Source organism: Sphingobium phenoxybenzoativorans (assembly GCF_001757355.1).
GTDB classification, from domain to species: domain Bacteria; phylum Pseudomonadota; class Alphaproteobacteria; order Sphingomonadales; family Sphingomonadaceae; genus Sphingobium; species Sphingobium phenoxybenzoativorans.
This window is the reverse complement of sequence record NZ_MINO01000008.1, coordinates 70,006-94,817: the sequence shown is the minus strand read 5'-3', so window position 1 is coordinate 94,817 and position 24,812 is coordinate 70,006. Positions and strand designations below refer to the sequence as shown.

Here is a 24,812-nt window from a genome sequence, read left to right as displayed (position 1 = left end):
GCAAGCACTGTTGCATGGCAGCAAGACACGGAGTAGCGCACCTATCCATGCGATATCTTGGGGTTACATGCGTCGCGGCGCTCTTTCTTGCCGCATGTGGCAATGGCGGCGACAAGAGGGAGCGTCCTGCGCCCCTGGTCGAGGCGAAGCCGGTTGGCCAGGCGACCTTTTCCGACGCCGTGGATGCGGTTGGCACGGCGCTCGCCAATGAGCAGGTGATATTGTCCGCGCCGGTGACGGAGCGGATTACGGCGATCCATTTCACCGATGGCGGCTTTGTTCCGCGCGGCGCGATCATCGCTACGCTGGCGCAGGCGCAGGAGCGCGCAGAGCTGGCGGCGGCGCAGGCCCGCGTGCAGGAGTCCGGGCTGCAGCTTACCCGCGTCAAGGCGTTGAAAGATCGCGGGTTTGCGACAAACGCCAGCGTGGAAAACCAGATCGCGGTGGCTGATGAAGCGCGCGCCACGGCGCAGCAAGCCAATGCCACGATCGGAGACCGGATCATTCGCGCTCCCTTCGCCGGCTATGCCTCGCTGCGCACCGTTTCGGCGGGAGCGGTCGTCACGGCGGGCACGCCCATCGCCACGATCAGCGATATTTCCAGGATCAAGCTGGACTTCACAGTTCCAGAAACGCAGTTGACCTCCATAAGGGAGGGCCAGTCGATCGTGGCGACGGCTGCGGCGTTCGGGGACAAGCCCTTCCGCGGCACGATCGCGACGATCGATCCGGTGATTGACCCGACATCCCGCGCCGTGCGCGTGCGCGCGATCCTGCCCAATCCCGACAAGGCGCTGAAGCCGGGCATGCTGATGACCGTGCGCATACTTTCACGGGAGCGGACGGCCATGGCCGTGCCGGAACTGTCCCTCGTCGGAGATGGCGAGGACCGGTACGTGTTCGTCGTGAATGACGACCGGAAGGCGAAACGGGTCAAGGTTGTTACCGGCACGCATCAGAATGGCGTGGTGGAAATCATCAGCGGCATCTCGCCGGGACAGCGGATCGTGACCGAAGGCGTCGTGAAACTGTCCGATGGCTTGCCTTTCCGCCTGGCGGAGGATGCGCCGCCGGCTGCAAAGGGCGCGGCGCCTGCGGCGTCCGGGCATTAGCGGCTGAACCATGCAACTTTCCGACCTCTCGGTCCGCAGGCCGGTATTCGCCGCCGTCATAGCGGTTCTGCTCTGCATCGTGGGCGTGGTGGGCTATGTCAGCCTGTCCGTCCGGGAATATCCGGATACGGACCCGCCCGTCGTGTCCGTCGAAACGACCTATACAGGCGCGGCCGCATCAGTCATCGAAACCCGCATCACCCAGATATTGGAGGATGCGATCTCCGGCGTTCAGGGCATCCAGACCATTTCCTCCCGGTCGGAAGATGGCCAGTCGCGCATCAGCATCGAATTCGACCCCAGCCGCGACATCGACTCCGCCGCCAATGACGTGCGCGACCGCGTGGGATCGGCGGTCCAGGATTTGCCGGAGGAAGCGCTGGCGCCGCAGATCCGCAAGGTCGACGCCGATGCGCGCCCCATATTGTTTATCGTGTTCACCAAGCCTGACTGGAGCCATGTCCAGCTCAGCGATTATGTCGACCGCAACCTTTCCGACCGCTTCTCCGCCATAAATGGCGTAGCGCGCGTGTTTATAGGCGGCGAGGCGCGGCCATCGACCCGCATATGGCTGGACGCGGAAAAGCTGGCGGCGCTTGGCCTGACGCCAGCCGATGTGGAAAATGCGCTGCGTTCGCAGAATGTGGAACTGCCCGCCGGGCGGCTGGAGTCGAAGGACCAGAATATAACGCTGCGCGTCGAGCGCGCCTTTCTGTCGCCGGAAGACTTTGCGACGCTGGTCGTCCGGCGCAGCGCCGATGGGTATCAGGTCAAGCTGGGCGATGTCGCCCGGATCGAAAAGGGGGCGGAGAACCCCTATAGCGATTTCCGCGTGAACGGCGCGACTTCCGTTGGTCTGGGCATCATCAGGCAGTCGGGCGCGAACACATTGGACGTCGCCGCCAACGCCAAACAGATGATCGAGGAGATACGTCCGACCTTGCCCAAGGGCATGGTGGTGACGATCGGCACGGACGAGTCCCTGTTCATCAGCCGCGCGATCGAGAATGTCTATCATACGCTGGGCGAAGCGGCGGTCCTCGTCATCCTGGTCATTTTCATATTCCTGGGCAGCATCCGCGCGACGATAATCCCCGCGGTCACAGTGCCTATCTGCCTGTTGGCGACATGCGCGGTGATGTGGCTGCTCGGCCTGTCGATGAACCTGCTGACGCTGCTCGCCTTCGTGCTCGCCATCGGCCTGGTTGTCGATGACGCGATCGTGGTGCTGGAGAATGTCTATCACCGGATCGAGCAAGGGGAGGACCCGCTCGTCGCGGCTTTCCTGGGTACGCGTCAGGTCGGCTTCGCCATCCTTTCGACGACGCTGGTCGTCTGCGCGGTATTCGTGCCTGTCATGTTTCTAGCCGGGCAGACGGGCCTGTTATTCCGCGAACTTGCGATTGCGATGATCGCCGCTGTCGCCTTTTCCGGCTTCATCTCGCTCAGCCTGGCCCCGATGCTGTGCTCGAAACTGCTACGGCGGACGGAACGGGGCCGCTTTACGCAGTGGATTGATGAAAGATTTCAGAAGCTTGAGACCCGTTATGCAAACTTTCTGGACAGGGTAATAAGGCGGCCTATTCTATCCGTGGCGGTCATCGTCCTGTTTCTCTCCGTATCCGGCGGACTTTTCCTGACGCTCGGCAACGAACTGGCCCCTGCAGAGGATACTGGCGTTGCCGAAGGCACAGTGATCGCGGCCGAAGGCACCGGTTTCGACAAAATGCGCAATTATATGATGCAAATCGAAAAGGTGCTGTTGCCAATCAAGAAGGAAGGCGAAATCGGCAATGTCGTTATAATCACGCCTGGCGGCTTTGGCCCCAGCGACGATTATAACAGCGGCACTGTCATCGTGTTCCTGCGGCCGTGGGAAGAACGGAAAACCAATACCGCTCAATTGGTTGACCGTATCAACAGGATACTTACCCAGCAGCCCGGCACGCGTGGGAATGTGGCGCCGCGTTCCGGCCTGTCGCGCGGACGCGGCCAGCCGGTCAACCTTGTTATCGCCGGTTCCACCTATGAAGGACTGGTCGCCGCGCGCGACCGCATCATGGCGGCGGCCGCCAGCAACCCCGGACTCATCAATCTGGACAGCGATTACAAGGAAACCAAGCCGCAGATGCGGATCGACGTGAATACGCGGCGGGCGGGCGACCTGGGCGTATCGGTCGATGATATCAGCCAGGCGCTGCAGAGCATGCTGGGGTCGCGCCGCGTATCGACCTATGTCGATCGAGGGGAGGAGTATCGGGTGCTGGTGCAGGCGGACAAGCCCGGACGCCAGACCACGGCTGATCTCGCACGGATACAGGTGCGGACGCGTGACGGCGCGCTGGTGCCCTTGTCATCGGTGGTGACGGTGCGCGAGATAGCCGGACCCCGCCAGCTCAACCGCTACAACAAATTGCGCGCCATCACGCTGACCGCTGGTCTGGCGCCGGGCTATTCCCTGGGTTCGGCCCTGCAGTTCCTGGAGGATCAGGCTCGTCAGTCGCCCGAAGTCTCCGCCATCGGCTATCGCGGCGAAAGCCAATCCCTGCGCGAAACCGGAAGCGCGATCTGGCTGGTCTTTGGCCTCACCATCCTGATCGTCTACCTGCTGCTGGCGGCGCAGTTTGAAAGCTTCATCCATCCCGGCATCATTATCGCCACAGTTCCGCTGGCGGTGGGCGGCGGCATTATCGGTCTTGCGCTGACGGGGGGTACGATCAATCTCTACAGTCAGATCGGTATCGTCATGCTGGTCGGCCTGGCGGCCAAGAACGGCATTCTGATCGTGGAATTCGCCAATCAGCTCCGGGACGAAGGGCTGGAGTTTGGCGAGGCGATCCGCCGCGCGGCGACGCGCCGCCTCCGCCCGATCCTTATGACCTCTGTGGCGACCGTGATGGGCGCGGTGCCGCTGGTCATCGCCACCGGGGCCGGTGCGGCATCGCGCGCCAGCATTGGCGTTGTGGTGGTGTTCGGCGTTTCCTTCGCCACACTGTTAACCCTGTTCCTGATCCCAATCCTCTATTCGCGGGTTGCAGGGCGAACCGTTTCCCCGCAAACGGTAGGACGACGGCTCGATTCGGCGCTGGGGGATGCGCCGGATAAAGCTCCCTGAAAGCCTTCTTCCCGGAGGAAATCACCGCCGATGAACGAAATCGCGTCGAAAGGGCAGTTGCGGTTGTCCTATCTGCGGTGGGCATTGTTCACCGTACCGGCCGTTGTTTTCCTTGGGTTCCTGTCGGCTCGCGTGTCGAACAGCGGCTATGGCAATCGCTGGTTCGTGCAGTTGGTCAAACCCGATTTCATGCCGCAGCCATGGGTTTTCCCGGTGGCCTGGACGGCGTTCTATATCCTGATGGGTCTTGCGCTGGCGGTGATCCTGCATGCGCGCGGCGCGCGCCTGCGAGGGCTGGCGATCCTGTTTTTCCTGCTGCAACTGGTGGCCAATCTGGCCTGGTCGCCCCTGTTCTTCGCCATGCACAAGGTGACCCCGGCGCTCTACCTGATCGGCGGGATATTCATTCTGGCGCTGATCACCACGATCCTTTTCCTCCAGATCCGCAGGGCTGCGGCGCTGCTGATGCTGCCCTATCTCATCTGGTTGGGCTTTGCCGCTGCATTGAACTATGAGATCAAGCGGCTGAACCCGGAGGCCGAAAGCCTTGTCACACCGGCTCTGCGTACCCAGATATAGAGCCGTATTGGTGATGTAAGTCACCGGATTGAACAGACAGGTGCGTTATGCAAAGTGAAAACCGTTTCTTCGACGATCTCGCCAAGCTGATCAACGGTGCGGCCGGGACGATCGCGGGCGTCGGCCGCGAGGTTGAGTCCAATGCGCGCGAGCGGGCGAAAGACTGGATCGGTGGTCTGGATTTCGTCAGCCGGGAAGAATTCGACGCCGTAAAGGCGATGGCCGCAGCGGCACGCGAGGAAGTGGAAATCCTCAAGGCGCGCCTCGACGCGCTGGAGGGCAAGGCGCCCGCGCCTCGCAAGGCTGCGGCGAAGAAGCCCGCATCCAAGGCAAACTGACCGGCATTATCCACAGGCCGTCCACATATTCGTTCACAGCGCGCGCCTGTCTTTTGCAGGGGGCTGGTGCTAAGAGAATGGGGCAGGGATCAGCCGAACAAAGACAAGTGGCATGATGGATAGCGACGAATATGAAAATGAGGGGCAGGAGGCTGCTCCCATCGATATGCTGGCCGCCTATTTCGAGGCGCATGGCTGGGCGTTCGAGCATGCCGGCGAGGATGAGATCATCGCCAACACGCAAGGAAGCTGGGCGCAATATGAATTGCGCGCGATCTGGCGCGAGGATGATCAGGTTCTGCAGCTTCTGGTCCTGCCCGACATTCGCGTCGCGGACGACAAGCGCAGCGCGATCTATGAAACCATCGGCCTGATCAATGAGCAGCTCTGGCTGGGCCATTTCGAGCTTTGGTCGTCCAGCGGCATTGTCCTGTTCCGTCATGGCGCGCTGTTGGCGGCGGGCGAAACGATGACGCTGGATCAGGCGCAGATTCTGGTTGAGACGGCCCTCGACGAATGCGAACGCTTCTATCCGGTGTTCCAGTTCGTGCTGTGGGGAGGCAAGACGCCGGCGGAGGCCATTTCGGCCAGCATGATCGAGACGCGCGGCGAAGCCTGACCGCCGTCCGCCGGAAGGAAACCTAAAATGGTCGATGCCTGGCCCCAGCATCTGTTCATGGTTGGCTGCGGCAATATGGCTGGACAGATGCTGTCCCGTTGGCTTGCTTGCGGCCTCGACCCCGCCAGCGTCACTGTGCTTCGACCCAGCGGCAAGCCCGTTGCGCCGGGCGTTGAGGTCATCACGCATTTCCCCGCGCGTTTGCCCGATGGGACTGCGCTGATATTGGGCATGAAGCCCCATCAGTTTGAAAATGTGGCCGCAGAGCTTGCCAAGGTTGCGGGCACGTCAACCATGTTCATTTCCATCCTGGCCGGTACAACCGCTGCGCAACTGCGCGCCGCCTTGCCCAAAGGCGCGAATATCGTCCGGGTCATGCCGAATACGCCGGTGGGCGTGGGGCAGGGCGTGTGCGCGCTCTATGCCGATGAGCTGACGGAGTTGGCCACCCGCTCCGCCGCCGAAGCGCTGATGCGGCCGCTGGGTCTGGCCGAGTGGATCGCGGATGAGGCGCAGTTTAATCTGGTGACGGCCCTGTCAGGCTGCGGACCGGCCTATCTGTTCCGTTTCATTGACGCGCTGGGCATTGCTGCGGCGCGGCTGGGCTTGCCGGAGGATCAGGCGGCTCGCCTGGCGCTGGCGACCGTGCGGGGGGCATCGACCCTTGCCGTGGAGGCGGGCGAGAGTCCGGGCATACTTGCCGATCGTGTCGCCAGTCCGGGCGGAATGACGCGGGAGGGCATGAATGTCCTCGATGCGGGAGAGAGCCTTATTTCCCTCCTCACCGAAACCCTGCGCGCTGCGCGTGATCGTGGCGAGGAAATGGCGCGGAAGGCTTAGGGGCAAGATCGGTTGGGCGGGCCTGTTGAACGGCTCAAGAATCTATTCTGGCTTTCTCTTTACGCCCGAACCGCAATTCGCTGACAATGACGCCTGCGACGATCAGGAAGCCGCCGAGCAGCGCCGCGGCGGGCAGGCGTTCCCCCGCCATACGGCCGATGATGCCTGCCCAGACCGGCTCACCGGCATAGATCACCGTCGCGCGCGTAGGCGAAACCGTCCGTTGCGCCCAGTTCATGACCACCTGGATCACGGCGCTCATCAGGCCAAGCCCGCACGCGGACAGAAGGAGCAGCCAGGAAAAATGCGGAATCGCTTCCCCGGCGGGGACCATGCACAGGAACGCCGCAAGGGATGTAAAGCCAAGCTGAATGACGGTCACCCGCAATACATTGACCTGACCCGCCCACATGCTGATCAGGATGATCTCCACCGCAATGGCCAGCGTGCTGACGAGCGTCAGCAACTCCCCCTTGCCCAACGCCAATCCCTGCTGCGGCCCCGCCACCAGCAACAGTCCGCCAAAGGCCAGCGCAACGCCGATCCAGCTCATCAGATGCGGGGGACGGCGTAATATTGCCCATTGGAGCAGCGGCACCAGCGGCACATAGACCGCGGTTATGAATGCCGACGTGCTGCTGGGAATGGTCTGCAGCCCCCAGGTCTGCAGCGTGTAGCCGATGAATATGCCAAGCCCGATCGCGCTGCCGGCAATCCATTCCTTGCGGGTCACGCCGCGCAGGAGGGGGGCGGCCACAATGGCTGCCGCGATGGTGGCTGTGGCGAAGCGCAACCCGACGAAGAACAACGGCCCGGTAACCGTCATGGCGTTTTTCACGATCAGGAAGGTCGCACCCCACAGCAAAGTGATGCCGATCAGCGCAAGTTCGGCGCGGCCGATCATCAGCCGCGGCGCAGGGGTCTTGTCTAGGAAAGGATTGTGCAACATACTGCGCAGACCGTTATGAGCACTATATTGCACAGTCAAGAGGAGAGTGCCGATCGCTCGCGCCCCGATGTTCTGGCGCATGTCGGCACCAATCTGCGCCGCATGCGGCAGGAAAAGGATCTGAGCCAGTCAGCGCTTGCGGAGAAGTCAGGCATCAGCCGCCGCATGATCGTGGGTCTGGAAAGCGGGGAGGCCAATATAAGCCTTTCCAGCCTGGATCGTCTGGCCGCGGCGCTCGACGTCAGCTTTTCGGAAATGGTCCGGTCGCCGGATGCGCCGGACAACCGGCGAATAGGCACGCTGGCATGGGCCGGCGCGCATCCCGACAGCCATGCGACGCTGCTGGGGACAACCCCGGCCGCTCGGGAGGCGGAACTGTGGCTGTGGTCACTGGGTGAAGGGGAGCGCTATCCTGCGGAAGCGGACGCGGGTCACTGGCATGAGATGCTGTTCGTGATCGAAGGGACGCTTGTGGTGGAAACGGCGGAGGGCGCGCATGTGGTGGAACCGGGCGACTATCTGATATTCAGCAGCGCCCAGCCCTATGTTTTCTCCAACGGATCGGCCGGTAATGTGCGCTTCGTGCGCAATGTCGTTTTCTAGAAAACGGGCGGAGGCCGAGGCGCGTCAGTCCTTTTTCATATCCTTGCCCGCCTGCTCCAGCGTGGACCCAACGTCCTTTTGCGCCTTGTCCACTTCGTGCCCCGCCTTTCGGGCGGCATTGGAGGCTGCATCGCCGATCTGATCGCCGGTTTGCTCAATGGCGTTGCCTGTCTTGTGCAAGCCGGACTGGATATGATCGTCTGCGTTGTTGACGCCGCGGGTGATGTCGCTGCCAATCGCATCGCCCGCATCCTCAACCTTGTCCGCCGCCTTTTCCGAACATGCGGCGAGTCCCAAGGACAGGACTGCTGCTGCCGTAATGATTGATATGCGCATGGTTGCTCCTTTGGGGATTGTTGGGCTGCGCTATCAATCGATGGGCTAGCGGAAGGGTTCCTCCACAATGCTGCAGAGGTCAGCCATTGCCCCGGAGGGCCGCCACCATTGAGCGGTCCTCAACGGGAATCAGCCCCTCCAGAACGCGCCAGAATCCCGTGACGGAGCCTTGCCCCGCCTGCGTATAGGCGGCGGCCATCCTTTCGCGCAGGGCGCGGAACAGTTCGGCCTCCAGCGCAACGCCCGATTCCGTCAATCGCAGCAGCTTTTGCCGGCGATCGCGTATCCCTGGGCTTGTCTCAATATATTTCCGCTCGATCAGTTCATTGAGGACGCGGCCCAGCGATTGCTTGGTGATCGCCAGCACCCGCAGAAGTTCGCTGACAGTCAGATCCGGCTGGCGCGATATGAAATAGAGGGCGCGATGATGGGCGCGGCCAAGCCCTTGCGGCTCCAGCATCTGGTCGATCGAACGAATCAGGTTGCTGTACCCGAAATACAGCAGTTCCACGCCGCGACGGATTTCATCCTCACGCAGGAACAGGGGGGAGGCGGGTGAGATTTGAGCGGTCATGTCTATCTGTTTTTGCCGGGCTATCGGTGAGCGTCTCTCATACAGATTCTCCGCCGTCTGCATAATGCTGATCTCGCATAGGAAGGCGGATATGTAATCCGGATTGCAAAGGGATTTGCCGGGTTCCATTTCACGACCGAAGCGCTATAGGCCGTGGCTCCGGCGAGAACCGGAGCCTGCTGGGGCGTCGCCAAGCGGTAAGGCAGCGGCTTTTGATGCCGCCATACGCAGGTTCGAATCCTGCCGCCCCAGCCAACACTACCTACAGCTTGAACCTGCTGTTCAACGTATACGACATTTCCAAGGTATCGAAGTCGGTTCGTTTTTAAGCTCCTGAGCTTAGGACGATCGCTTTTCTGCGGAGTGGTGTTGCAGGCCGAAAGGCAGTGAGGCCATGCATTATAGTCGGAAGGGCAAGCGAGCCGCACCGTTCTCGCTTCGCTTCTCATTTGACGAACGGGCAAAGGTCGATGCCAACATGGGCAATATGCCCGTCGCGGGGTACACTAAATCACTTCTCTTCATCGCCTCGTCACCGGCTGAATAGCGAGCACATCTGTGCTCTCAGGCTCCTTGGTATCTGATTTCTTGATTCCCATCACGTCGCGTGGGTTCGCCTGAGATCGGACCGAGGCAGGGCTATTAATACTCCGCATTTTGTCCGGTTTTCGATAATGAATCGTCTTAACGACAAGGAGAGCAGGCTGGCCGATGAAAAGCGCATTGGACATGTTGCGCAAAGCTAGGTCTGCGTTGCTTCGACGCGGGGTTTCCGTGGACGATGTCGATGATCTTGTTCACGACGCCTTTGTTAAGGTGGAGCATTACGAAAAAGGGCAAATCGTGCGCCATCGGGAAGCACTGCTGGTGAGGACCGCCCTCAACCTCTCTACGGATGCTGCGCGCCGGAAGCAGAGATCGCCTTTCGTAACCCTATCGACCGGACTCGAATATATTATCGACCCCTGTCCCCAGCAGGAGGAAATCTTGTCGGTGAGAGATCGCTTAAGAAGGGCGAATGAAGGCTTGAATCGATTGAATCTACAGACCCGAAGGATTCTTCTCGCACGTCGCTTGGACAATAAGAGTGTCGCGGAAATCGCGAAGCAGGAAGGCATGAGCGTCGCGGCCGTCGAGAAGCAGATCGCACGGGCGACGCTGAGTTTGATGAAGTGGATGGACGGATGGTGACACCCGCCGATCTTGACAGAACCGACGGAATCCGTGCTGAAGCCGCTGCTTGGTTGGCGCGTCTTCAGGATCGCAATGAGGCGACCGACCGCGCCCTTCAGGCATGGTTGAAAGAAGATGAGGCGCACAGAACAGCGTTCAACAACGCCACGGAAATCTGGGATTTGCTACCCGGCGCAGTAGCCTTTGACGATGCATTCGAAGATCAGCACAGCCAATTCGCCTGGCGGGGATGGGCAATAGCAGCGACGCTCCTGCTGATGATATTGGGAATGGGCGGAAGCTATGCTTGGTTTACCCGTCCGCAAATCTACGAAACATCCATTGGGGAACAGCGTGAGATCCTGCTCGAAGACGGTACGCTGGTTGCTCTGAATACGGACAGCGCCATTGCCGTCCGCTATAGAGGAAGGGAGCGGCGCGTGAGCCTCGAAAGGGGAGAAGCCTTATTCAAAGTCCATAAGGATGCGGCCCGTCCTTTCGTCGTATCTGAAGAAGATCGTGAGGTCCGCGCGCTTGGCACGACATTTATGGTGCGGCGCGATCCCCAATTCCTGGCCGTGACGCTGATCGAGGGGAAGGTGGTCATCACCCGCGAGGTCAATCGACAGACCCAGAATGTTGCGACATTAGCGCCTGGACAGAGATTGAGGATGTTCCAGGGGGCGGGCGCTGCAATCGATCAACCACCGATGGACGTCATAATGGCATGGCAAGGCGGCGAGGTAATGTTTGACGATGTCACGCTACTCGAAGCGGCGGGCGAACTGAATCGCTACACGACTACGGAACGTATCATTGTCATGCCGACAGCCGCGTCTCTGCGAATTTCCGGCGTTTTCTCTATTAGGGAGCCGCAAGCATTCGCGGAAACCATAGCAGCGCTCTACGGTCTGCACATTCAGCGCCAAGGGTCTGAGATAATTCTTGAACCGGCTCCGCATCAGCCAGCCAAATCCGCATTTTTCTAATATGATGTCCGGACGCCGGAATTCGTTCGTCTAACTAATGAACCCTCCAGACAATCTAGGAAGGGGAAAAAGAGGGGATGAATGATGCGCAAGGCCTTGCGGCGCAACGCGATTCTGTGGGCAACTGTCCTGAGCTCAACAATCTTGGCGGTAGACCCCGCTCACGCACAATTTTCCAATGTGGAGATGCCGCAACAAAGCCTTGCTGTGTCGTTACGTACCCTGGGCAGCAGGCTTGGCATCACTGTCGCCTTTGATCCAGACGTGGTCCGTGGGCGTATGGCGCCAGCGATCCACGGAAACTATTCTCCCGCCGAAGCGATCGCGATCTTGCTGCGTGGAACCGGCCTATCGGTCAAGGCGACCGATGCAAGATCCTATATCATTGCCAAGGAGAAAGTTTCTGCATCTTTGCGGCCTGTCGCTCAGGTCGCCCTAAAATCCAAAGCGTTCGCACCCGAGCCGTTGCCGGCAGATGACAGGAGCGAAGCCGTCGGGCTGGCAGACATCATTGTAACTGCGCAGAAGCGTGAACAGAACCTCAATCAACTCGGTATGACGGTTACCGCTGTTTCCGGCGGCGATTTGGTACAACGAGGCATAACCGGCGCCGCCGATCTCATGAAGATCGTTCCGGGCTTCACCTATATTGAAGGTCCCACCGGCACTCCGGTCTACACGCTGCGAGGCATCGGCTATGTCGATGAGACGCTGTCTGCTTCTCCGGCGGTCAGCGTCTATGTAGATGAAGTGCCTTTGCCGTTCTCGACCATGGCGCGCGCCGCCGCGCTGGATCTTGAGCGCATCGAGGTGCTGAAAGGCCCGCAGGGCACGTTATTTGGCGAAAATTCCACCGGCGGCGCATTCAACTATATCGCCGCCAAGCCAAAAGATGAATTAGGCGCCGGCATTAACGCCAGCTATGGCCGCTTTAATACGACCGACCTGCAAGGCCATCTGACCGGCCCTCTCTCTGACAATCTCAAAGGCCGGATCGCCGTCCGGGTACTTAGCGGTGACGACTGGCAAAAAAGCTATACGAGGCCTGAAACACTTGGCCGGACCCGGCAGTATCAAGGTCGGCTATTGCTTGACTGGAAACCGACAGACAGATTGTCTATCCTGTTCAATGCAAATGGCTGGGTCGACAAGTCCGATACGCAGGCCCCGCAGCTCATCAAGATACTGCCTGGTGTGCCGTCTGCAATCCTGCCCGGCTATCTCAACTATCCCGTCTCGCCCGATCGCGCCCGCGCGGCCGACTGGGACCCGCGCTACGCGCATCGCCGGAACGATACCTTCTATCAGTTCTCCTTACGCGGCGACTATGACGTCACTGACGAGATAATATTCACAACCATCACGGCTTTTGAGAAATTGAAGATCGATGCCTTCTATGAAGGCGACGGCACCAGTTATCAGGGCGGGATCGATCGTCAGGTCAACAGCTCGGCGCGCAGTGTTTTCCAGGAGATCAGGCTTGCTGGAAATTCCGGCGCTTTGAACTGGGTGGTTGGCGGAAATTATTCTCACAGTCGGGCGTCGGAGGCCTTCTTGCAGATCGGGGCGGATGCTTCGACCGCAGAACTTGCGCCTGGCCTTCGCTACGACTTCCCACGGACATCAAGCCGGCAACGCGTCTCGTCACGCGCGGCATTCGGGAATATCGAATATAATCCTTCGTCTGAAATCACATTAAAAGCAGGCGTCCGTTATACCAAGACAGTGCGTAACGCCTATGTGTGTCAGGCCGATGCCGGCAACGGCAATTACGCCGCCTTTTTCTCCATTCTGTCGGACCTGCTCAACGGGCCTGCGCCGGCGCCGGTTATCGGCATCGGGGATTGCGCGTCTCTCGATGGAGCTAATAATTTTGCTCCCGGGCCGTTCATTGGACGCCTGCCTGAGAATAACGTGTCCTGGCGATTGGGCGTAGACTGGAAGCCGGGAGGTGGTCCGCTACTTCTCTACGCCAATGCCAGCAAGGGCTATAAGGCGGGCACTATCGGCACGACGCCCACGGCTTTTCACTCAGCAAACTCTCCGATCGGGCAGGAAAAACTGATCGCGTACGAGGCCGGAATAAAAACACCGCTGTTTAGTCGTACAATGCAGTTGAACGCAGCGGCATTCTATTATGACTATAGCGACAAACAACTGCTCGGACGCGTGCTCGATCCACTTTTCGGGTTGTTGTTCCAACTGATCAACATCCCCAAATCCAGATTGTATGGCGTAGAGGCGGATATCGTCTGGAAACCAGCCGACGGCCTCACCTTCACCGCCGCCACCACCTTTCTCGATACGAAGATCAAGGAATTCATCGGATATAATTCCGACGGTTCGCTGGTTGACTTCGCCGGAACCGGACTTCCCTATTCACCCAGATGGCAGGTCAATGGTGGGGTCGACTACAAGCGCCCTGTTGGCAGCTCGCTTGTGGGGTTTGTTGGAAGCAACCTCAGCTATCAGAGCGCATCATCCTCCGGGTTCGCAGGTGACGACCTCATCAAAATCAAGCCCCGCGCGCTTCTGGATGCACGTATTGGCGTTGAGGCGGACGACGGGCGCTGGAGCGCTCAGATCTGGGGGCGCAACATTACGAATACATTCTACTGGACTCAGGCAACCCAATCAGCGGACGCCGTGCTCCGCTTCGCCGGCAGACCGGCCACATATGGCGTGTCGGTATCCGTCAAATATTAGGACCCAATAGCCTTGCCACATGATGGCATTGAAAATTCTAATCAGGAGAGTGCCATGGGTATCGAAACACTGCCCTCTGCGTTGCAGAATTTCGCGGGCGAAATCCTAGACATTGATAGTCACGAGATGCTTCCAGTGCAGCTTTGGGCTAGCGAGTTGGGGCCGGTCAGTGACGATCTCGCCGATATTTGGCTGCATAATGGCGCAGACATCAGTTCTGATCGCAATCACCCCAACGTGCCGGGCTATTTGAGCGATGACAGGGTGATCGAAGCTGCGACAATCTGGCAGCAGAAGGGTTCGACGGCGCCAGGCGCCGCGGATCCCAGTCGCCGCCCCGCCGTGATGGATATGATGGGCATCAAGCGCCAGCTCATGTTTCCAACGGCAGGAATGTTTGGCGTATTCCTGACCTACCTTCATCCCGATTACGGATATGGAAAGGAACTCAAACGCGATTGCAGAGAATATGGCCGAGAACTGACGAAAGCATATAACAAGTGGGGCGTGAAAGTAGCGCGTTACTCGGACCGCGTCCGTCCAGTTCTTCCTGTATTTGCCGACACTGTCGACGAATTGATGGAAACAGCGCAGGACCTGATCGACAATGGCATTCGGGCAATCTGGATGCCAAGCGGCATGCTGCCCGGCGGAAAATCTCCAGCGCATCCGGATCTGGATTGTTTCTGGTCGTTGATGGAGGAGAGAAATATTGCCGTTTGTCTGCATATTGGACTCGACAGTAAAATCTTTGGAACCGACGAATGGTCGAACGCGCCCGCCTTTGAAGGTTTCAGAGCGCTAAACGAGTTCCGGCTCGATCCATGGTCGATGGCGAACCAACATATCACTTCGCAGAATTTCGTGCTGACGATGGTTCTCGGCGGTGTGTTTGAGCGCCATCCAATGCTGCGTTTCGGCGTGATTGAACTGGGGGCAGGCTGGATCGGTCCTCTCTGCAACCATATGGACTTGTGGCATTCTCAGGACCCGGGCCGGGTCAAAGGAAAGGAGCGGACAACATATCGTCTCTCCAAAGACCCATCATTTTATATGAAGCGAAATATCCGCGTGTCCGGCTTCGACTTCGAGCCGTTTGACACTTACATCAAGCACTACCAGCTTGAGGATGTTCTGTGCTTCGCGTCCGACTATCCTCATGTGGAAGGCGGAACGGATCCAATCGGCAAACTATACGCACTGCTGGAGCCGCTTGGCCAACAAGTGATCAAGAAGTTTTTCGTAACGAACGCGCAATGGCTTCTACCTGACTGAACGGCACATGATGATTTCGTCGCAGATCAAAAATGCCCGCCATCATGCCAATGGCGGGGGTGGGGTGTATGCTGGATCACCCCGGACTTTGATCTTGCGATTGGTGGAGAAACGCCTTCAGAGGTCTCCGCTGGACGGCTTTCAAAGGACGGCGCCTCCACCTGAAGCCTCATGCCGTGGGCACCGTGCCTCCGTCGATTACATATTCGGCGCCGGAAATCGACGCTGCCCGTGGTGAGCAGATGAATGTAATGAGATCGGCAACTTCTTCAGGCTTAGCCGGCCGGCCCAGCGGGATGCCGCCGAGGGCATCCATGATGATTTTCTTGCCGCCTTCATAATCGGTCCCGGCTTTTGCGGCGAGCCGTTCCGCCATCGCCACGGCGGCGTCGGTCTCGACCCAGCCGGGTGAGACGCGAACCACGCGGACACCTTTTGGCGTTACTTCCTTCGACAGGCTCTTGCTGTAGGTCGCAAGGGCGGCCTTTGCAGCGGCGTAGGCGGTGGTGGAATCGGGCAGCGGCAATATGTGCTGGATCGAAGTGACGTGGATGATCACGCCCTTTGCCTGCGCTATCATCGCGGGCAACAATGCGCGGTCGAGCCGGACCGCAGGCATGAGATTATGGTTCAGCTCCTTTTCCCATTCCGCATCGTCCAGTACGGCAAATCCGCCGCTCGGTGCGCTCGATCCGCCGAGCACATTGACGAGGATGTCGACTCCGCCAAGCCGGTCGAGCGCCACGGCAGCTAGGTCGGCGCATCCCTGCGCCGTCATCAGATCGGCCGCGACGTAATGCAGACCATGCTGTTCTTCGGAAGGCACGGTGCGAGCCGCAGCGATGACGGTGACGCCCGCATCAAGGAGGCTGGCGACCACCGCCGCGCCCACGCCTTTCGTGCCGCCAGTGACGAGCGCACGCTGGCCGCTCAAGCCGAGGTCAAAGCTCATGCCCGGATCTCCAGACGGGCGATTTCTCCGCCTGCAAGGGTGAAGGCGTAGCGGAGGTCAACAGGGCTTCCTGGGAAATCGCCAGTCAGATGCGCGGTAACGACCTGTTCGCCGCCGTCCGCCGTGATCGCAATCGGTTCGGCAAGGTAGCGATAGCGCGCGGATGCTTCCGCCTTCCAGCGGGAGATCGCTTCCCGGCCATGATGGGTCTCATTCTCGTCTATCACTACGGCGTCGATCGTGAAGCAGGCCGCGACCGAGCTGCCCTCAGCGACATCGGCCGCGAAATAGGCGGATATGGGGTCTGGCAAGGCAAGGGGCATGGCTGATCTCCGGTATCGATTGTGCGCCGGAGACATCGCGCCTACTGTAAGAAAGCACAAGAACGCACGAAAAAGTAAGGTACTTACGGAAAAGTATGGAGAAGGAATATACGCAGGAAACGGCGGCCGAAGGCGTGCAGAATGCGCTGAGTCTTCTCGAAGGTCGCTGGAAACTCATCATCCTGTTTCACCTGTTCGGTGGGCAGATCATGCGCTTTTCCGAACTGGAGCGCGCGATCCCCAAGGTTTCGCAGAAGATGCTGATCCAGCAGTTGCGGCAGATGGAGGCCGACGGCATTGTGCGGCGTATTGTCCATCATCAGGTGCCGCCGAAGGTGGAATATGGTCTGACGGACTGGGGCCAGGCGTTATGCCCCGCGCTGGACGCGCTGCTCACATGGGCGGAGCAGCGTTAGCATCTGTTCCATCCGTCGAATGGGCGGCCGCCCGATAGTTAGGGTTTCAATGTCTGCCCTTTTCAACAGGGAAGCAGATTTTTCAGGCGCGCATTGCGCTTGTAATGCGTCGCCGTCACATAACCGATATCGGATGATCTACGCCGTTTGGAGTAGCCAGATGTTGTAGAGGAATGTGTTCGGGAAAAAGGAGGGAGCACGCCGTAGGCGCGTGCTCCCCCAGGGGGCAGATCAGAATTTGACGCTTAAACGGCCGTAATAATAACCGCCGTAGAAACCGAACGGCGAGTTGGCAGCGTAGTTGCCGGTGCCGATCGTGTTCACCAGCGTCATGAGGTCGGGATAAACATTGAACAGGTTGTTCGCACCGACTGCGACCGTCGTGCTCTCCGTCAATTTATAGCTTACATCGAGATCGGTGATCCATTTCGCGCTGAAATGCTGGTCGTTCACCGCGGCAGACTGAATATAATCGATCTTGCCGTAGCGCGTTTCACGCAGGTTGACGCTGAGGCCGCCCAGCGACCAGTCGCCGCTCAGGACCAGCTTCGTCGTCGGCGTATTGTCGGTGATGAAGCCCTGCTGCTGGCGGTTGAACATTGTCACGTTCAGCCCGGACAGTTGCGGCGGATTGGCTGCAAGCTTGTGGATTTTGGTCTTGTTATAGTTGAATGCCGCAGACAGTCGCAGCGATCCAAGATCACCCAGCCGCGTGTTGTAGGTCGCGACGACATCGACGCCCTGCGTGTTGGTATCGAGCGCGTTGGTGAAGTAGCGGACGGAGTAAGGCTGGAACCCGTTTGTGGCGAGGATCGCGTTGACGCCCGCGCCCGTCAAAAAGCTGGAGAGCAGGATGCGGTCGCGCAGTTCGATGCGATAGGCGTCGGCCGTTACCGAGAAACCCGGCAATGGCGTCAATGAAAGACCAGCCGAGAGGTTCAGCGATTTTTCCGGCTTCAGCGGCTGTGCGCCAAGCGCGATGCCAACCGGAGAATCGGTTTTTACCGTTTTGGAATCAATCGGCTGGATCACGCCATTCACGACGAAAATCTGCGTCGAGGTCTGGGCGAAGCCGATCTGCGACAGGGACGGCGCGCGGAAGCCGTTGCTGACCGTGGCGCGCAGCGCCACGCCATCCATGATCTCATAGCGCGTCGACAGCTTGCCGCTGAACACATCGCCGGAGCTGTCGTCATAATGCTCAAAGCGTCCTGCGGCGTTCACAAACCATGGATCAGTGATGTTGGTCGCAAGATCGATATAGGCGGCATAGCTGTTCCGCGAGAGGTCTGCGGCATCGCTGGGATGAAGGGTGATCGCGCCCTGCGCGCCCACCTGTGCCGCCTGACCGACCAGGCCGCCATAATTGGCGGGATAGATATATCCGCCGTTCCTGTAGGCCGCTTCATCCTTGGGCACCGTCTTGAAATTCTCCCACCGGTGCTCAAGCCCAAAGGCCAGGGTGAGAGGCTTGGCGAAGCCGAGTTCGAGATCACGGGTGACGTCGAAATTGGTCGTCCACTGATTGAACGCCGATGTGAAGGTCGTGAACTCCGTGGGGCTTAGCGGACCCAGCGATGCGTTAAGCGAGTTCTGCGAGCCATGGGTGTCGAAGTTGCGGCCGAAGGTGGACGAGAGATCCCAGCTCCACGGACCCGCCTCGCTGCGCACGCCGGCGAGGAACTGGAAATCCTTCTCGCTCAGTGTGTAGTCCGGCGCGAAACCATCCGGGTGGACCTGAAGGATGTTCTGATTGCTGTTCGGCTTGCGGAAACCCTGGCCGATGGTCGCGTCACGATAGCCGAGGGTGCCGGTCGCATAAGCCTCTACGCCGCCGAAATCATAACCGGCGTTGGCAATCATGTTGATCGAGCTGGTGCGCGGCAGGCCGCCCTTGACCAGCCAGTTCCTGTCAACCGTAGTCTCGCGCGGATCGGGCTGGCCATTGACCCGGAAATAGAGCTGTTCGGTATGGGTGGAGTTGCGGACGGTGCGGCTCTGGTCGCGTCCGGCGACCGTCAACGACAGGAAGCCGGCGTCGCCGAGCTTGAAACCCTTATAGAGATCGAACGAGTAGGTTTCGCCATCGGACCGGTCATGCCATTTATAGCGCTGACCCGCATTCAGGACGAGTTGCCCGCTGTCATCTTCCTTGAGGGTGATATTGATGACGCCAGCGATCGCGTCCGAGCCATATTGCGCGGACGCGCCGTCACGCAGCACCTCTATGCTGCGGATTGCGCCGTTCGGAATAAGGTCCAGGTCGACAGGATTGCTGCCGCTCGACATGCTGAAGCTGGACAGGTTGATAAGGGCGCTGTTGTGACGCCGCTTGCCATTGACCAGCACGAGGACATGGGCGCCGCCCAGGCCACGGAGACCCGCAGGGCGGGCAAGGCTGTCCCATGAAGATGAGGCGACCGTCTGTGCCTGAAAGGACGGGACCAACTGCGTCAGCACATCGCGAAGCGATGTCGCGCCGCCCATTTTCTCGAGCTGATCGCCGCTGACCACGTCAATCGGCGCGGCGCTTTCTGTTACCGTCCGCGGCTGGCCACGCGTTCCCGTGACCACGAGCACGCCGTCGCTTGGCGTTTCTTCCTGCGCAAATGCCTGACCGCCACCCATGAACGCCAGGGCGGCGACAGTTCCCCAAAGTCGGCTCTTGTATGTCATTTTAGGTTCTCCGCAACTTGCTGAAACTGAAAATCGAGAACCTCTCCCTGTCTCGTCCCTGTTTGGTTTTTTGTTTGTTTTTCTGTGTGTTCACGACACTTCGTTGAGAGCGCGCCAATCAATCCGCGCGAATTTTGTCCGGCGATCCTGGCTCTATTTGAGCGCATCCGGCGGTGAGGGTTTAAGCAGCGGCTTCGGCACATGGCGCGGGACGAACAGGCGGCCGTCCTTGATCACGATGTTGCCGTTGCGGATCACCGTTTCGACCTTCGCAAGATCGTCCAGATTTTGATCCGGGTTGCCGTCCACGACGATGACGTCCGCAAGCTTGCCCGCCTCCAGCGTCCCCAGCTTGTCACCCATGTCCATGATCTGCGCGTTCGTCCGCGTGGCGGCGATCAGCGCCTTGGCCGGTGTGTAGCCCGCTTTCTGCAGGAATTTCAGTTCCGCGATGTAGATATTGGGTGCGCGCTCAAATCCTTCCGAGCCGGTATCGGTGCCGACGCCGATGATCACCCCGGCGGCGATCAGCTTCTTGAGCATGTCGAAATTGCCCTGCGCATTCATCGAGAAGCGCCGCGATGACGGTCCGGTATACAGGCCGCCCCGCATGTCGAGCACCTGTTGATAGAGCTGCATCGTCGGGATGGCGGCCACGCCCTTTTTGGCCATCAGCTTGATGGTCGCGTCGGTGCGCGGCAGCGGGTGTTCAATCGAGTCCACGCCTGCCTCGACGGCCATCTGCGTGTAGATGGTCTCGCAGTTGCAAGTGACCTTCAGGCCAAGGCTATGGGCTTCCTCAACGGCGGCCTTTACTTCGTCAGGGGAGAAGTGGCTGGCGATCTTGATGTGGCTCGCGCCCATCTTGAACGTCTCGCGCACCGCCTTGCGCCAATCGTCGGCGCCGTTCGCTTCGCGCGTATAGACGGGCTGCTCACCGCCAGCTCTTTGCGTTTCCAGGATCATCGCATGATAGGTGGAACCCCGATTGGCGCTATGGCCGCCGGTGCCGGTAATGATATGGCCAGCCGCAAAGACGCGGGGGCCCGGCGCCATATCCTTTTCCAGCCATTCGCTGATGATCGTGCCGGCGTCGCGCGGCCCGCCCAGGTCGCGTATCGAGGTGACGCCATTTTCCAGATAGAGGCGGAGGTTGCGTAGCGCCCGAAGGGTTGCATTGCCTTCGCTGCCGATCTGATCGGCCGGTGTTTCTGGAATCGGATATGTCGCATGAACATGCATGTCGATCAGGCCGGGCATGATCGTTTTCCCGGTTACGTCCATCACGGTCGCATCCGCCGGCCAATCGGTCGAAGCGGCCGGAAGCACGGCCACGACCTTGTTCTGCCTGATGACAAGCGACCCGGCATAAGCCGCATCCTTCACGGCATCGAAGATGCGGCCGCCGCGAAGGACCAGCGTGCCATCGAAGCCCTGCTTTTTAGGGAGAACGGGCACGCGCTGCGGATTGTCCGCAGTTACCTGATCAGGGGTCTGTACCGTCCGCCTGTCATGGAAATCCTGGGCCAGCGCCGGCACTGATAGACCGGCCAGCAGACACGCCAATAGCCGTCCGAAATTCGTCATTCCTTTACCCCCGAAATCATGCATTCGCTCCCTGAAAGAAGCGCCGGTCACCGCAGCGTTTCAGGCGGTGAGGGTTTGAGCAGCGGCTTAGGTTCATGGCGCGGGACGAACAGGCGGCCGTCCTTGATCACGATGTTGCCGTTGCGGACCACCGTTTCGACCTTCGCAAGATCGTCCAGATTTTCATCGGGTCGCCCGTCAACGACGATCACGTCCGCAAGCTTGCCCGGCTCCAGCGTTCCCAGCTTGTCGCCCATGTCCATGATCTGCGCATTGGTCCGCGTCGCGGCGATCAGCGCCTTGGCCGGCGTGTAGCCCGCCTTCTGCAGGAATTTGAGTTCCGCGATGTAGTAATTGGGCGACTTTTCGAATGCCGGAAGGCCCAGGCTGTCCGTACCGACGCCGATCGTGACGCCGGCGGCGATAAACTTTTTGAGCATGTCGAAATTGGATTGCGACGTCATGGAGAACCGGCGCGAAGGGGAGCCTGTGTAGGCGCCGCGCATGTCGAACAGATCCTGATAGGTCTGCATCGTCGGGATGGCGGCTACGCCCTTCTTGGCCATCAGCTTGATGGTCTCGTCGGTGCGCGGCAGCGGGTGCTCGATCGAATCGACGCCTGCCTCAACCGCCATTTGCGTATAAATCGTCTCGCAATCGCAGGTGACCTTAAGCCCCAGATTATGGGCCTCCTCAACGGCAGCCTTCACTTCGCCGGGGGCGAAGTGGCTGGCGATCTTGATGTGGCTGGCGCCCATCTTGAACATCTCGCGCACCGCCTTACGCCAATCGTCAGCGCCGTCGGCCTCGCGCACATAGATCGCGCTGTAGGTGGATGAACGCTCGGCCGCATGACCACCCGTGGCGGTGATGATATGCCCGGCCGCAAAGACGCGCGGTCCCGGCGACATGTCCTTTTCCAGCCATTCGCTGAGGATATAGGACGCGTTCATCACGCCGCTCATGTCGCGAACCGACGTAATGCCGTTCTCCAGCGAATAGCGGAGATTGGTGAGGCCGCGCAGAACGGCATAGCCTTCCATGGCCTTAAGGTCGGCCGGCGTGTCGGACGAGGTTACGTTCGGGGAATAGATATGGACATGCATGTCGATCATGCCGGGCATGACTGTCTTGCCGGTCACGTCCATGACCGTTGCGTCAGCAGGCCAATCAGTCGATCCGGCCGGAAGCACGGCCGCGACCTTGTTCTGCGTGATGACGAGCGATCCGGGATAGGCGGCGCTTTTTACGGAATCGAAGATGCGCCCGCCCTTCAACACCAATGTGCCGTCGAAACCCTGTTTCTTTGGAATGACCGGTATGCGCTGGGGATTGTCGGACGTCGCCTGATCGGGAAACTGCACTGTCCGCCGATCATGAAAATCCTGAGCGGCAGCAAGCCCGGCGCACAATGCCGCCAGAATGGACGCACCCACCAGTCGTACAATTCCAGCCTTCATTTTCGCCCCTTGCCGCTTCCTGTGGAGGATGACGCAGGCGCAAAGGGAAGCCGCATGCCGGAAATCGCCGGAGATGCGTTAGGTGATGTTAGTTTTCGTTAGAATGACGGAAAGTGGCTTGAATTCGTTACGAATGATTGGATTTTTGCAAAAAATGCAAAGGAGAAACCCGATAAACTGGAGGTCGCGCGGATAACGCACTTCCTGGCGCCGCTCGTTATCAAATGTGCGGCGAGAACAGCGAAGCGGCACGATTGCGAGGCGGTTCTGGCACAGCAAAACGGAGGAGAGGAGGACAGGAACTCAGGGGGATGAGGGAATGGAATCTGCGCACAAATCGACCGTGCCATGCGGCGGGATGACGCTGGCCAGCTACATACCTGCACTCAGAGCCTTCTTTGTCCGCAATGTCCGTGATCAGACCCTCGCCGATGACATGACCCAGGAAGTCATGCTTCGCCTGCATGTGCGCCAGGAAAACAAGACAGCCATAGAGAATATGGAAGGCTATCTCTTTCGAATTGCGGCGAGTGTGATGACCGATAATGCGCGGCGGGACAAAGTCCGTCACCGGTCGTCTCATGGAGAACTGTCCGAATTGGATCATCCCGTTGAGGAATTGTCTCCAGAGCGCGTCCTCCAAGGAAGGGAACAGATAGCCCTTGTCGCGGCAGCGTTGGAAGAACTGCCAGAGCGTACGCGGGACGTCTTTGTTCTCAGACGGTTCGAGGAACTATCTTATGCCGAGATCGCCCATAGACTCGATATATCGGTTAGCGCGGTTGAAAAACATGTCGCCAAGGCAATGCGGCATATCCTGCGCCGGACTGCCGGCTGATGGATGTCGCTGACGGATGGCGAAGGGAGATCCTGCCAAGGCGCGCATAGAAAGAGCGACGGAGCTTTTTGCGCGGCTCCAGAATGAAGGCGCGACCGGCGAGGACCGGGAGGCTGCCGCTATATGGCGGCGCGAAGCGGCCGAGAATGAACAAGCCTGGCAGGAGGTCGCTGCGCTATGGGCGTTTCTTGGTGAAGCCCGGCATGAGCCGCTGCTGGCCAGCATGCGCGTACGCACCCAGAACAATATTGCGTCCGTTCCGGCTTCTGCCGCTTCCCGGCGGTGGTTGCCGATGGCGCTGGCGGCATGTCTGATCGGGCTGATCTGCGCGCCGGCCATTTGGTGGAGTCTGCACCAGAAGGACGATCCCGGCGTGAAGGCCGCTCCGGCCATGGCGCGCGACGGTTATATGCGGCAAATCTATGCGTCGGATGTGGGGCAACGCAGGATTGTGAGCCTGTCCGACGGATCGACAATTGAACTGAACAGCGGCAGCGAAGTCATGGTCGCCTTTTCCAGTCATCGCCGCGACGTGCGGCTGGTGAAAGGCCAGGCACTCTTTTCCGTGAGCAAGGACAAGAGCCGCCCCTTCGTGGTTGATACCGGCGCGCTGAAGGTGATTGCCGTCGGCACCGCCTTCGACGTGCGGAGGGGGCGGGATGGCGCGGACATTACGACGATGGAGGGTTTGGTCCGCGTCGAGCCGCATGTCCGTTCCGCTGCTCTGCAGCCGACTCTGGTGCCGGCGGGAAGCAAATTGTCGATGCTGTGCGATACCCTGAAGGTCGGCAAAGTCGATGTTCGCAAGGAAACGATCTGGACCAAGGGGCTGATCGTCTTTGACGGCCGGTGCCTGAGCGATGTCGCCGAAGAGATGAACCGCTATTCCCAACGCAAGCTGACGGTCAGTACGTCAGCCGCGAACCTGACGATCAACGGGACTTTCCAGGCCAGCAACGCTCTGGCTTTCGCCCGCACCCTGCAGCAGCAGGGATTGGTTGAGATGGACGACACAGGCCGCGAAATTCGCTTGTCCGCCCAGTCTCCGGCCGTGATGACCCACGCCCTTTGCCGTCGCAAAAAAATATGATGCTTAGCCAGTAATTTTGACCCCCGATCAGAGCGGAGATCCGCCAAAAAGCGGCCCCGCAAAAGCGACGGGGAATGCGACGGTGATTCGATTTTTTGCGATATGAAAGAATATTCCGATTTTTGGATAAATAGGATGATTATCATTTGAATTTTTGAGAAACATTAAAAAACTCACGAAAAAAATCGGGAAAATTAGAGAGCACCTTTCATCGAAAGTTCGGCATAAAGGCGAGGTCAAAAGCCTTTATGGAGTGTCCAAA

Annotated in this window: 22 protein-coding genes and 1 tRNA gene; 15 read left to right on the top strand and 8 right to left on the bottom strand. The window is 59.4% G+C overall.

Going from position 1 to position 24,812, the window contains the following annotated elements:
* The first annotated feature begins 47 nt into the window (after positions 1–47).
* The 6 genes from BHQ40_RS06675 to proC all read left to right on the top strand — a co-directional run bounded on the left by BHQ40_RS06675 (position 48) and on the right by proC (position 6,603).
* Complete coding sequence (locus BHQ40_RS06675; RefSeq protein WP_070154232.1) at positions 48–1,112, top strand: efflux RND transporter periplasmic adaptor subunit; 1,065 nt, start codon at positions 48–50, stop codon at positions 1,110–1,112.
* A gap of 10 nt (positions 1,113–1,122) precedes the next feature.
* Positions 1,123–4,227, top strand: a complete 3,105-nt coding sequence (locus BHQ40_RS06670; protein ID WP_070154231.1) for an efflux RND transporter permease subunit — start codon at positions 1,123–1,125, stop codon at positions 4,225–4,227.
* Between the two features lie 30 nt (positions 4,228–4,257).
* A complete protein-coding gene (locus tag BHQ40_RS06665) occupies positions 4,258–4,806 on the top strand; it encodes a TspO/MBR family protein (RefSeq protein WP_070154230.1) in 549 nt (182 codons plus the stop codon).
* 47 nt (positions 4,807–4,853) lie between these two features.
* Positions 4,854–5,144, top strand: a complete 291-nt coding sequence (locus BHQ40_RS06660; RefSeq protein WP_070154229.1) for an accessory factor UbiK family protein — start codon at positions 4,854–4,856, stop codon at positions 5,142–5,144.
* Between the two features lie 112 nt (positions 5,145–5,256).
* Positions 5,257–5,763 (top strand): type III secretion system chaperone family protein, encoded by a 507-nt coding sequence (locus BHQ40_RS06655; RefSeq protein WP_070154227.1) that lies wholly within the window; start codon positions 5,257–5,259, stop codon positions 5,761–5,763.
* 27 nt (positions 5,764–5,790) lie between these two features.
* Positions 5,791–6,603, top strand: coding sequence for a pyrroline-5-carboxylate reductase (gene proC / locus BHQ40_RS06650; protein WP_070154225.1), 813 nt, complete (start codon positions 5,791–5,793; stop codon positions 6,601–6,603).
* Positions 6,604–6,637: 34 nt separating this feature from the next.
* Here proC and BHQ40_RS06645 read toward each other — a convergent pair whose 3' ends face one another.
* Positions 6,638–7,552, bottom strand: coding sequence for a DMT family transporter (locus tag BHQ40_RS06645; protein ID WP_070154223.1), 915 nt, complete (start codon positions 7,550–7,552; stop codon positions 6,638–6,640).
* 27 nt (positions 7,553–7,579) lie between these two features.
* Here BHQ40_RS06645 and BHQ40_RS06640 point away from each other — a divergent pair, with 27 nt between their 5' ends.
* Positions 7,580–8,155 (top strand): helix-turn-helix domain-containing protein, encoded by a 576-nt coding sequence (locus tag BHQ40_RS06640; protein ID WP_253183281.1) that lies wholly within the window; start codon positions 7,580–7,582, stop codon positions 8,153–8,155.
* A gap of 24 nt (positions 8,156–8,179) precedes the next feature.
* On the opposite strand, the gene BHQ40_RS06635 is transcribed toward BHQ40_RS06640, so the two are convergent.
* Together BHQ40_RS06635 and BHQ40_RS06630 are read right to left on the bottom strand one after the other, a co-directional pair.
* The gene (locus BHQ40_RS06635; protein WP_070154219.1) at positions 8,180–8,491 is read right to left on the bottom strand and encodes a hypothetical protein; all 312 of its coding nucleotides are present in this window, start codon (positions 8,489–8,491) and stop codon (positions 8,180–8,182) included.
* 79 nt (positions 8,492–8,570) lie between these two features.
* The gene (locus BHQ40_RS06630) at positions 8,571–9,065 is read right to left on the bottom strand and encodes a MarR family winged helix-turn-helix transcriptional regulator (protein WP_070154319.1); all 495 of its coding nucleotides are present in this window, start codon (positions 9,063–9,065) and stop codon (positions 8,571–8,573) included.
* A 180-nt stretch (positions 9,066–9,245) separates the two neighbouring features.
* Here BHQ40_RS06630 and BHQ40_RS06625 point away from each other — a divergent pair.
* The 5 genes from BHQ40_RS06625 to BHQ40_RS06605 all read left to right on the top strand — a co-directional run bounded on the left by BHQ40_RS06625 (position 9,246) and on the right by BHQ40_RS06605 (position 15,208).
* Positions 9,246–9,320: transfer RNA gene (locus tag BHQ40_RS06625), tRNA-Gln, on the top strand.
* Between the two features lie 456 nt (positions 9,321–9,776).
* A complete protein-coding gene (locus BHQ40_RS06620) occupies positions 9,777–10,256 on the top strand; it encodes an RNA polymerase sigma factor (RefSeq protein ID WP_070154217.1) in 480 nt (159 codons plus the stop codon).
* Positions 10,250–11,227 carry a FecR family protein gene (locus BHQ40_RS06615; RefSeq protein ID WP_070154215.1) on the top strand — a complete coding sequence of 326 codons (978 nt, stop codon included), beginning with the start codon at positions 10,250–10,252 and terminating at the stop codon, positions 11,225–11,227. Before BHQ40_RS06620 ends, BHQ40_RS06615 begins: the two co-directional genes overlap by 7 nt.
* A gap of 81 nt (positions 11,228–11,308) precedes the next feature.
* Positions 11,309–13,933 (top strand): TonB-dependent receptor, encoded by a 2,625-nt coding sequence (locus tag BHQ40_RS06610; RefSeq protein WP_083276748.1) that lies wholly within the window; start codon positions 11,309–11,311, stop codon positions 13,931–13,933.
* 54 nt (positions 13,934–13,987) lie between these two features.
* Positions 13,988–15,208, top strand: a complete 1,221-nt coding sequence (locus tag BHQ40_RS06605) for an amidohydrolase family protein (protein WP_070154213.1) — start codon at positions 13,988–13,990, stop codon at positions 15,206–15,208.
* A gap of 169 nt (positions 15,209–15,377) precedes the next feature.
* Here the strand turns inward: BHQ40_RS06605 and BHQ40_RS06600 are convergent, their stop codons facing one another.
* A complete protein-coding gene (locus BHQ40_RS06600; protein WP_070154209.1) occupies positions 15,378–16,160 on the bottom strand; it encodes an SDR family oxidoreductase in 783 nt (260 codons plus the stop codon).
* Entirely contained in the window at positions 16,157–16,483 is a 327-nt protein-coding gene (locus BHQ40_RS06595) for a nuclear transport factor 2 family protein (RefSeq protein WP_070154207.1), read from the bottom strand. Before BHQ40_RS06595 ends, BHQ40_RS06600 begins: the two co-directional genes overlap by 4 nt.
* 95 nt (positions 16,484–16,578) lie before the next feature.
* On the opposite strand from BHQ40_RS06595, the gene BHQ40_RS06590 reads away from it, so the two are divergent.
* Positions 16,579–16,899: a winged helix-turn-helix transcriptional regulator gene (locus tag BHQ40_RS06590; protein WP_070154205.1), complete on the top strand. Its 321-nt coding sequence runs from the start codon at positions 16,579–16,581 to the stop codon at positions 16,897–16,899.
* Between the two features lie 231 nt (positions 16,900–17,130).
* Here the strand turns inward: BHQ40_RS06590 and BHQ40_RS06585 are convergent, their stop codons facing one another.
* From BHQ40_RS06585 to BHQ40_RS06575, 3 genes are all read right to left on the bottom strand, one after another.
* A complete protein-coding gene (locus tag BHQ40_RS06585; protein ID WP_070154203.1) occupies positions 17,131–19,575 on the bottom strand; it encodes a TonB-dependent receptor plug domain-containing protein in 2,445 nt (814 codons plus the stop codon).
* A gap of 153 nt (positions 19,576–19,728) precedes the next feature.
* On the bottom strand, positions 19,729–21,162 hold the full coding sequence (locus tag BHQ40_RS06580) for an amidohydrolase family protein (protein WP_070154201.1): 1,434 nt from the start codon (positions 21,160–21,162) through the stop codon (positions 19,729–19,731).
* Between the two features lie 47 nt (positions 21,163–21,209).
* Positions 21,210–22,622 (bottom strand): amidohydrolase family protein, encoded by a 1,413-nt coding sequence (locus BHQ40_RS06575; RefSeq protein WP_070154199.1) that lies wholly within the window; start codon positions 22,620–22,622, stop codon positions 21,210–21,212.
* Positions 22,623–22,980: 358 nt separating this feature from the next.
* Here BHQ40_RS06575 and BHQ40_RS06570 point away from each other — a divergent pair, with 358 nt between their 5' ends.
* Together BHQ40_RS06570 and BHQ40_RS06565 are read left to right on the top strand one after the other, a co-directional pair.
* Positions 22,981–23,460 (top strand): RNA polymerase sigma factor, encoded by a 480-nt coding sequence (locus BHQ40_RS06570; RefSeq protein WP_070154315.1) that lies wholly within the window; start codon positions 22,981–22,983, stop codon positions 23,458–23,460.
* Positions 23,461–23,476: 16 nt separating this feature from the next.
* The gene (locus BHQ40_RS06565; RefSeq protein WP_083276747.1) at positions 23,477–24,550 is read left to right on the top strand and encodes a FecR family protein; all 1,074 of its coding nucleotides are present in this window, start codon (positions 23,477–23,479) and stop codon (positions 24,548–24,550) included.
* The last annotated feature ends 262 nt before the right edge of the window (positions 24,551–24,812 follow it).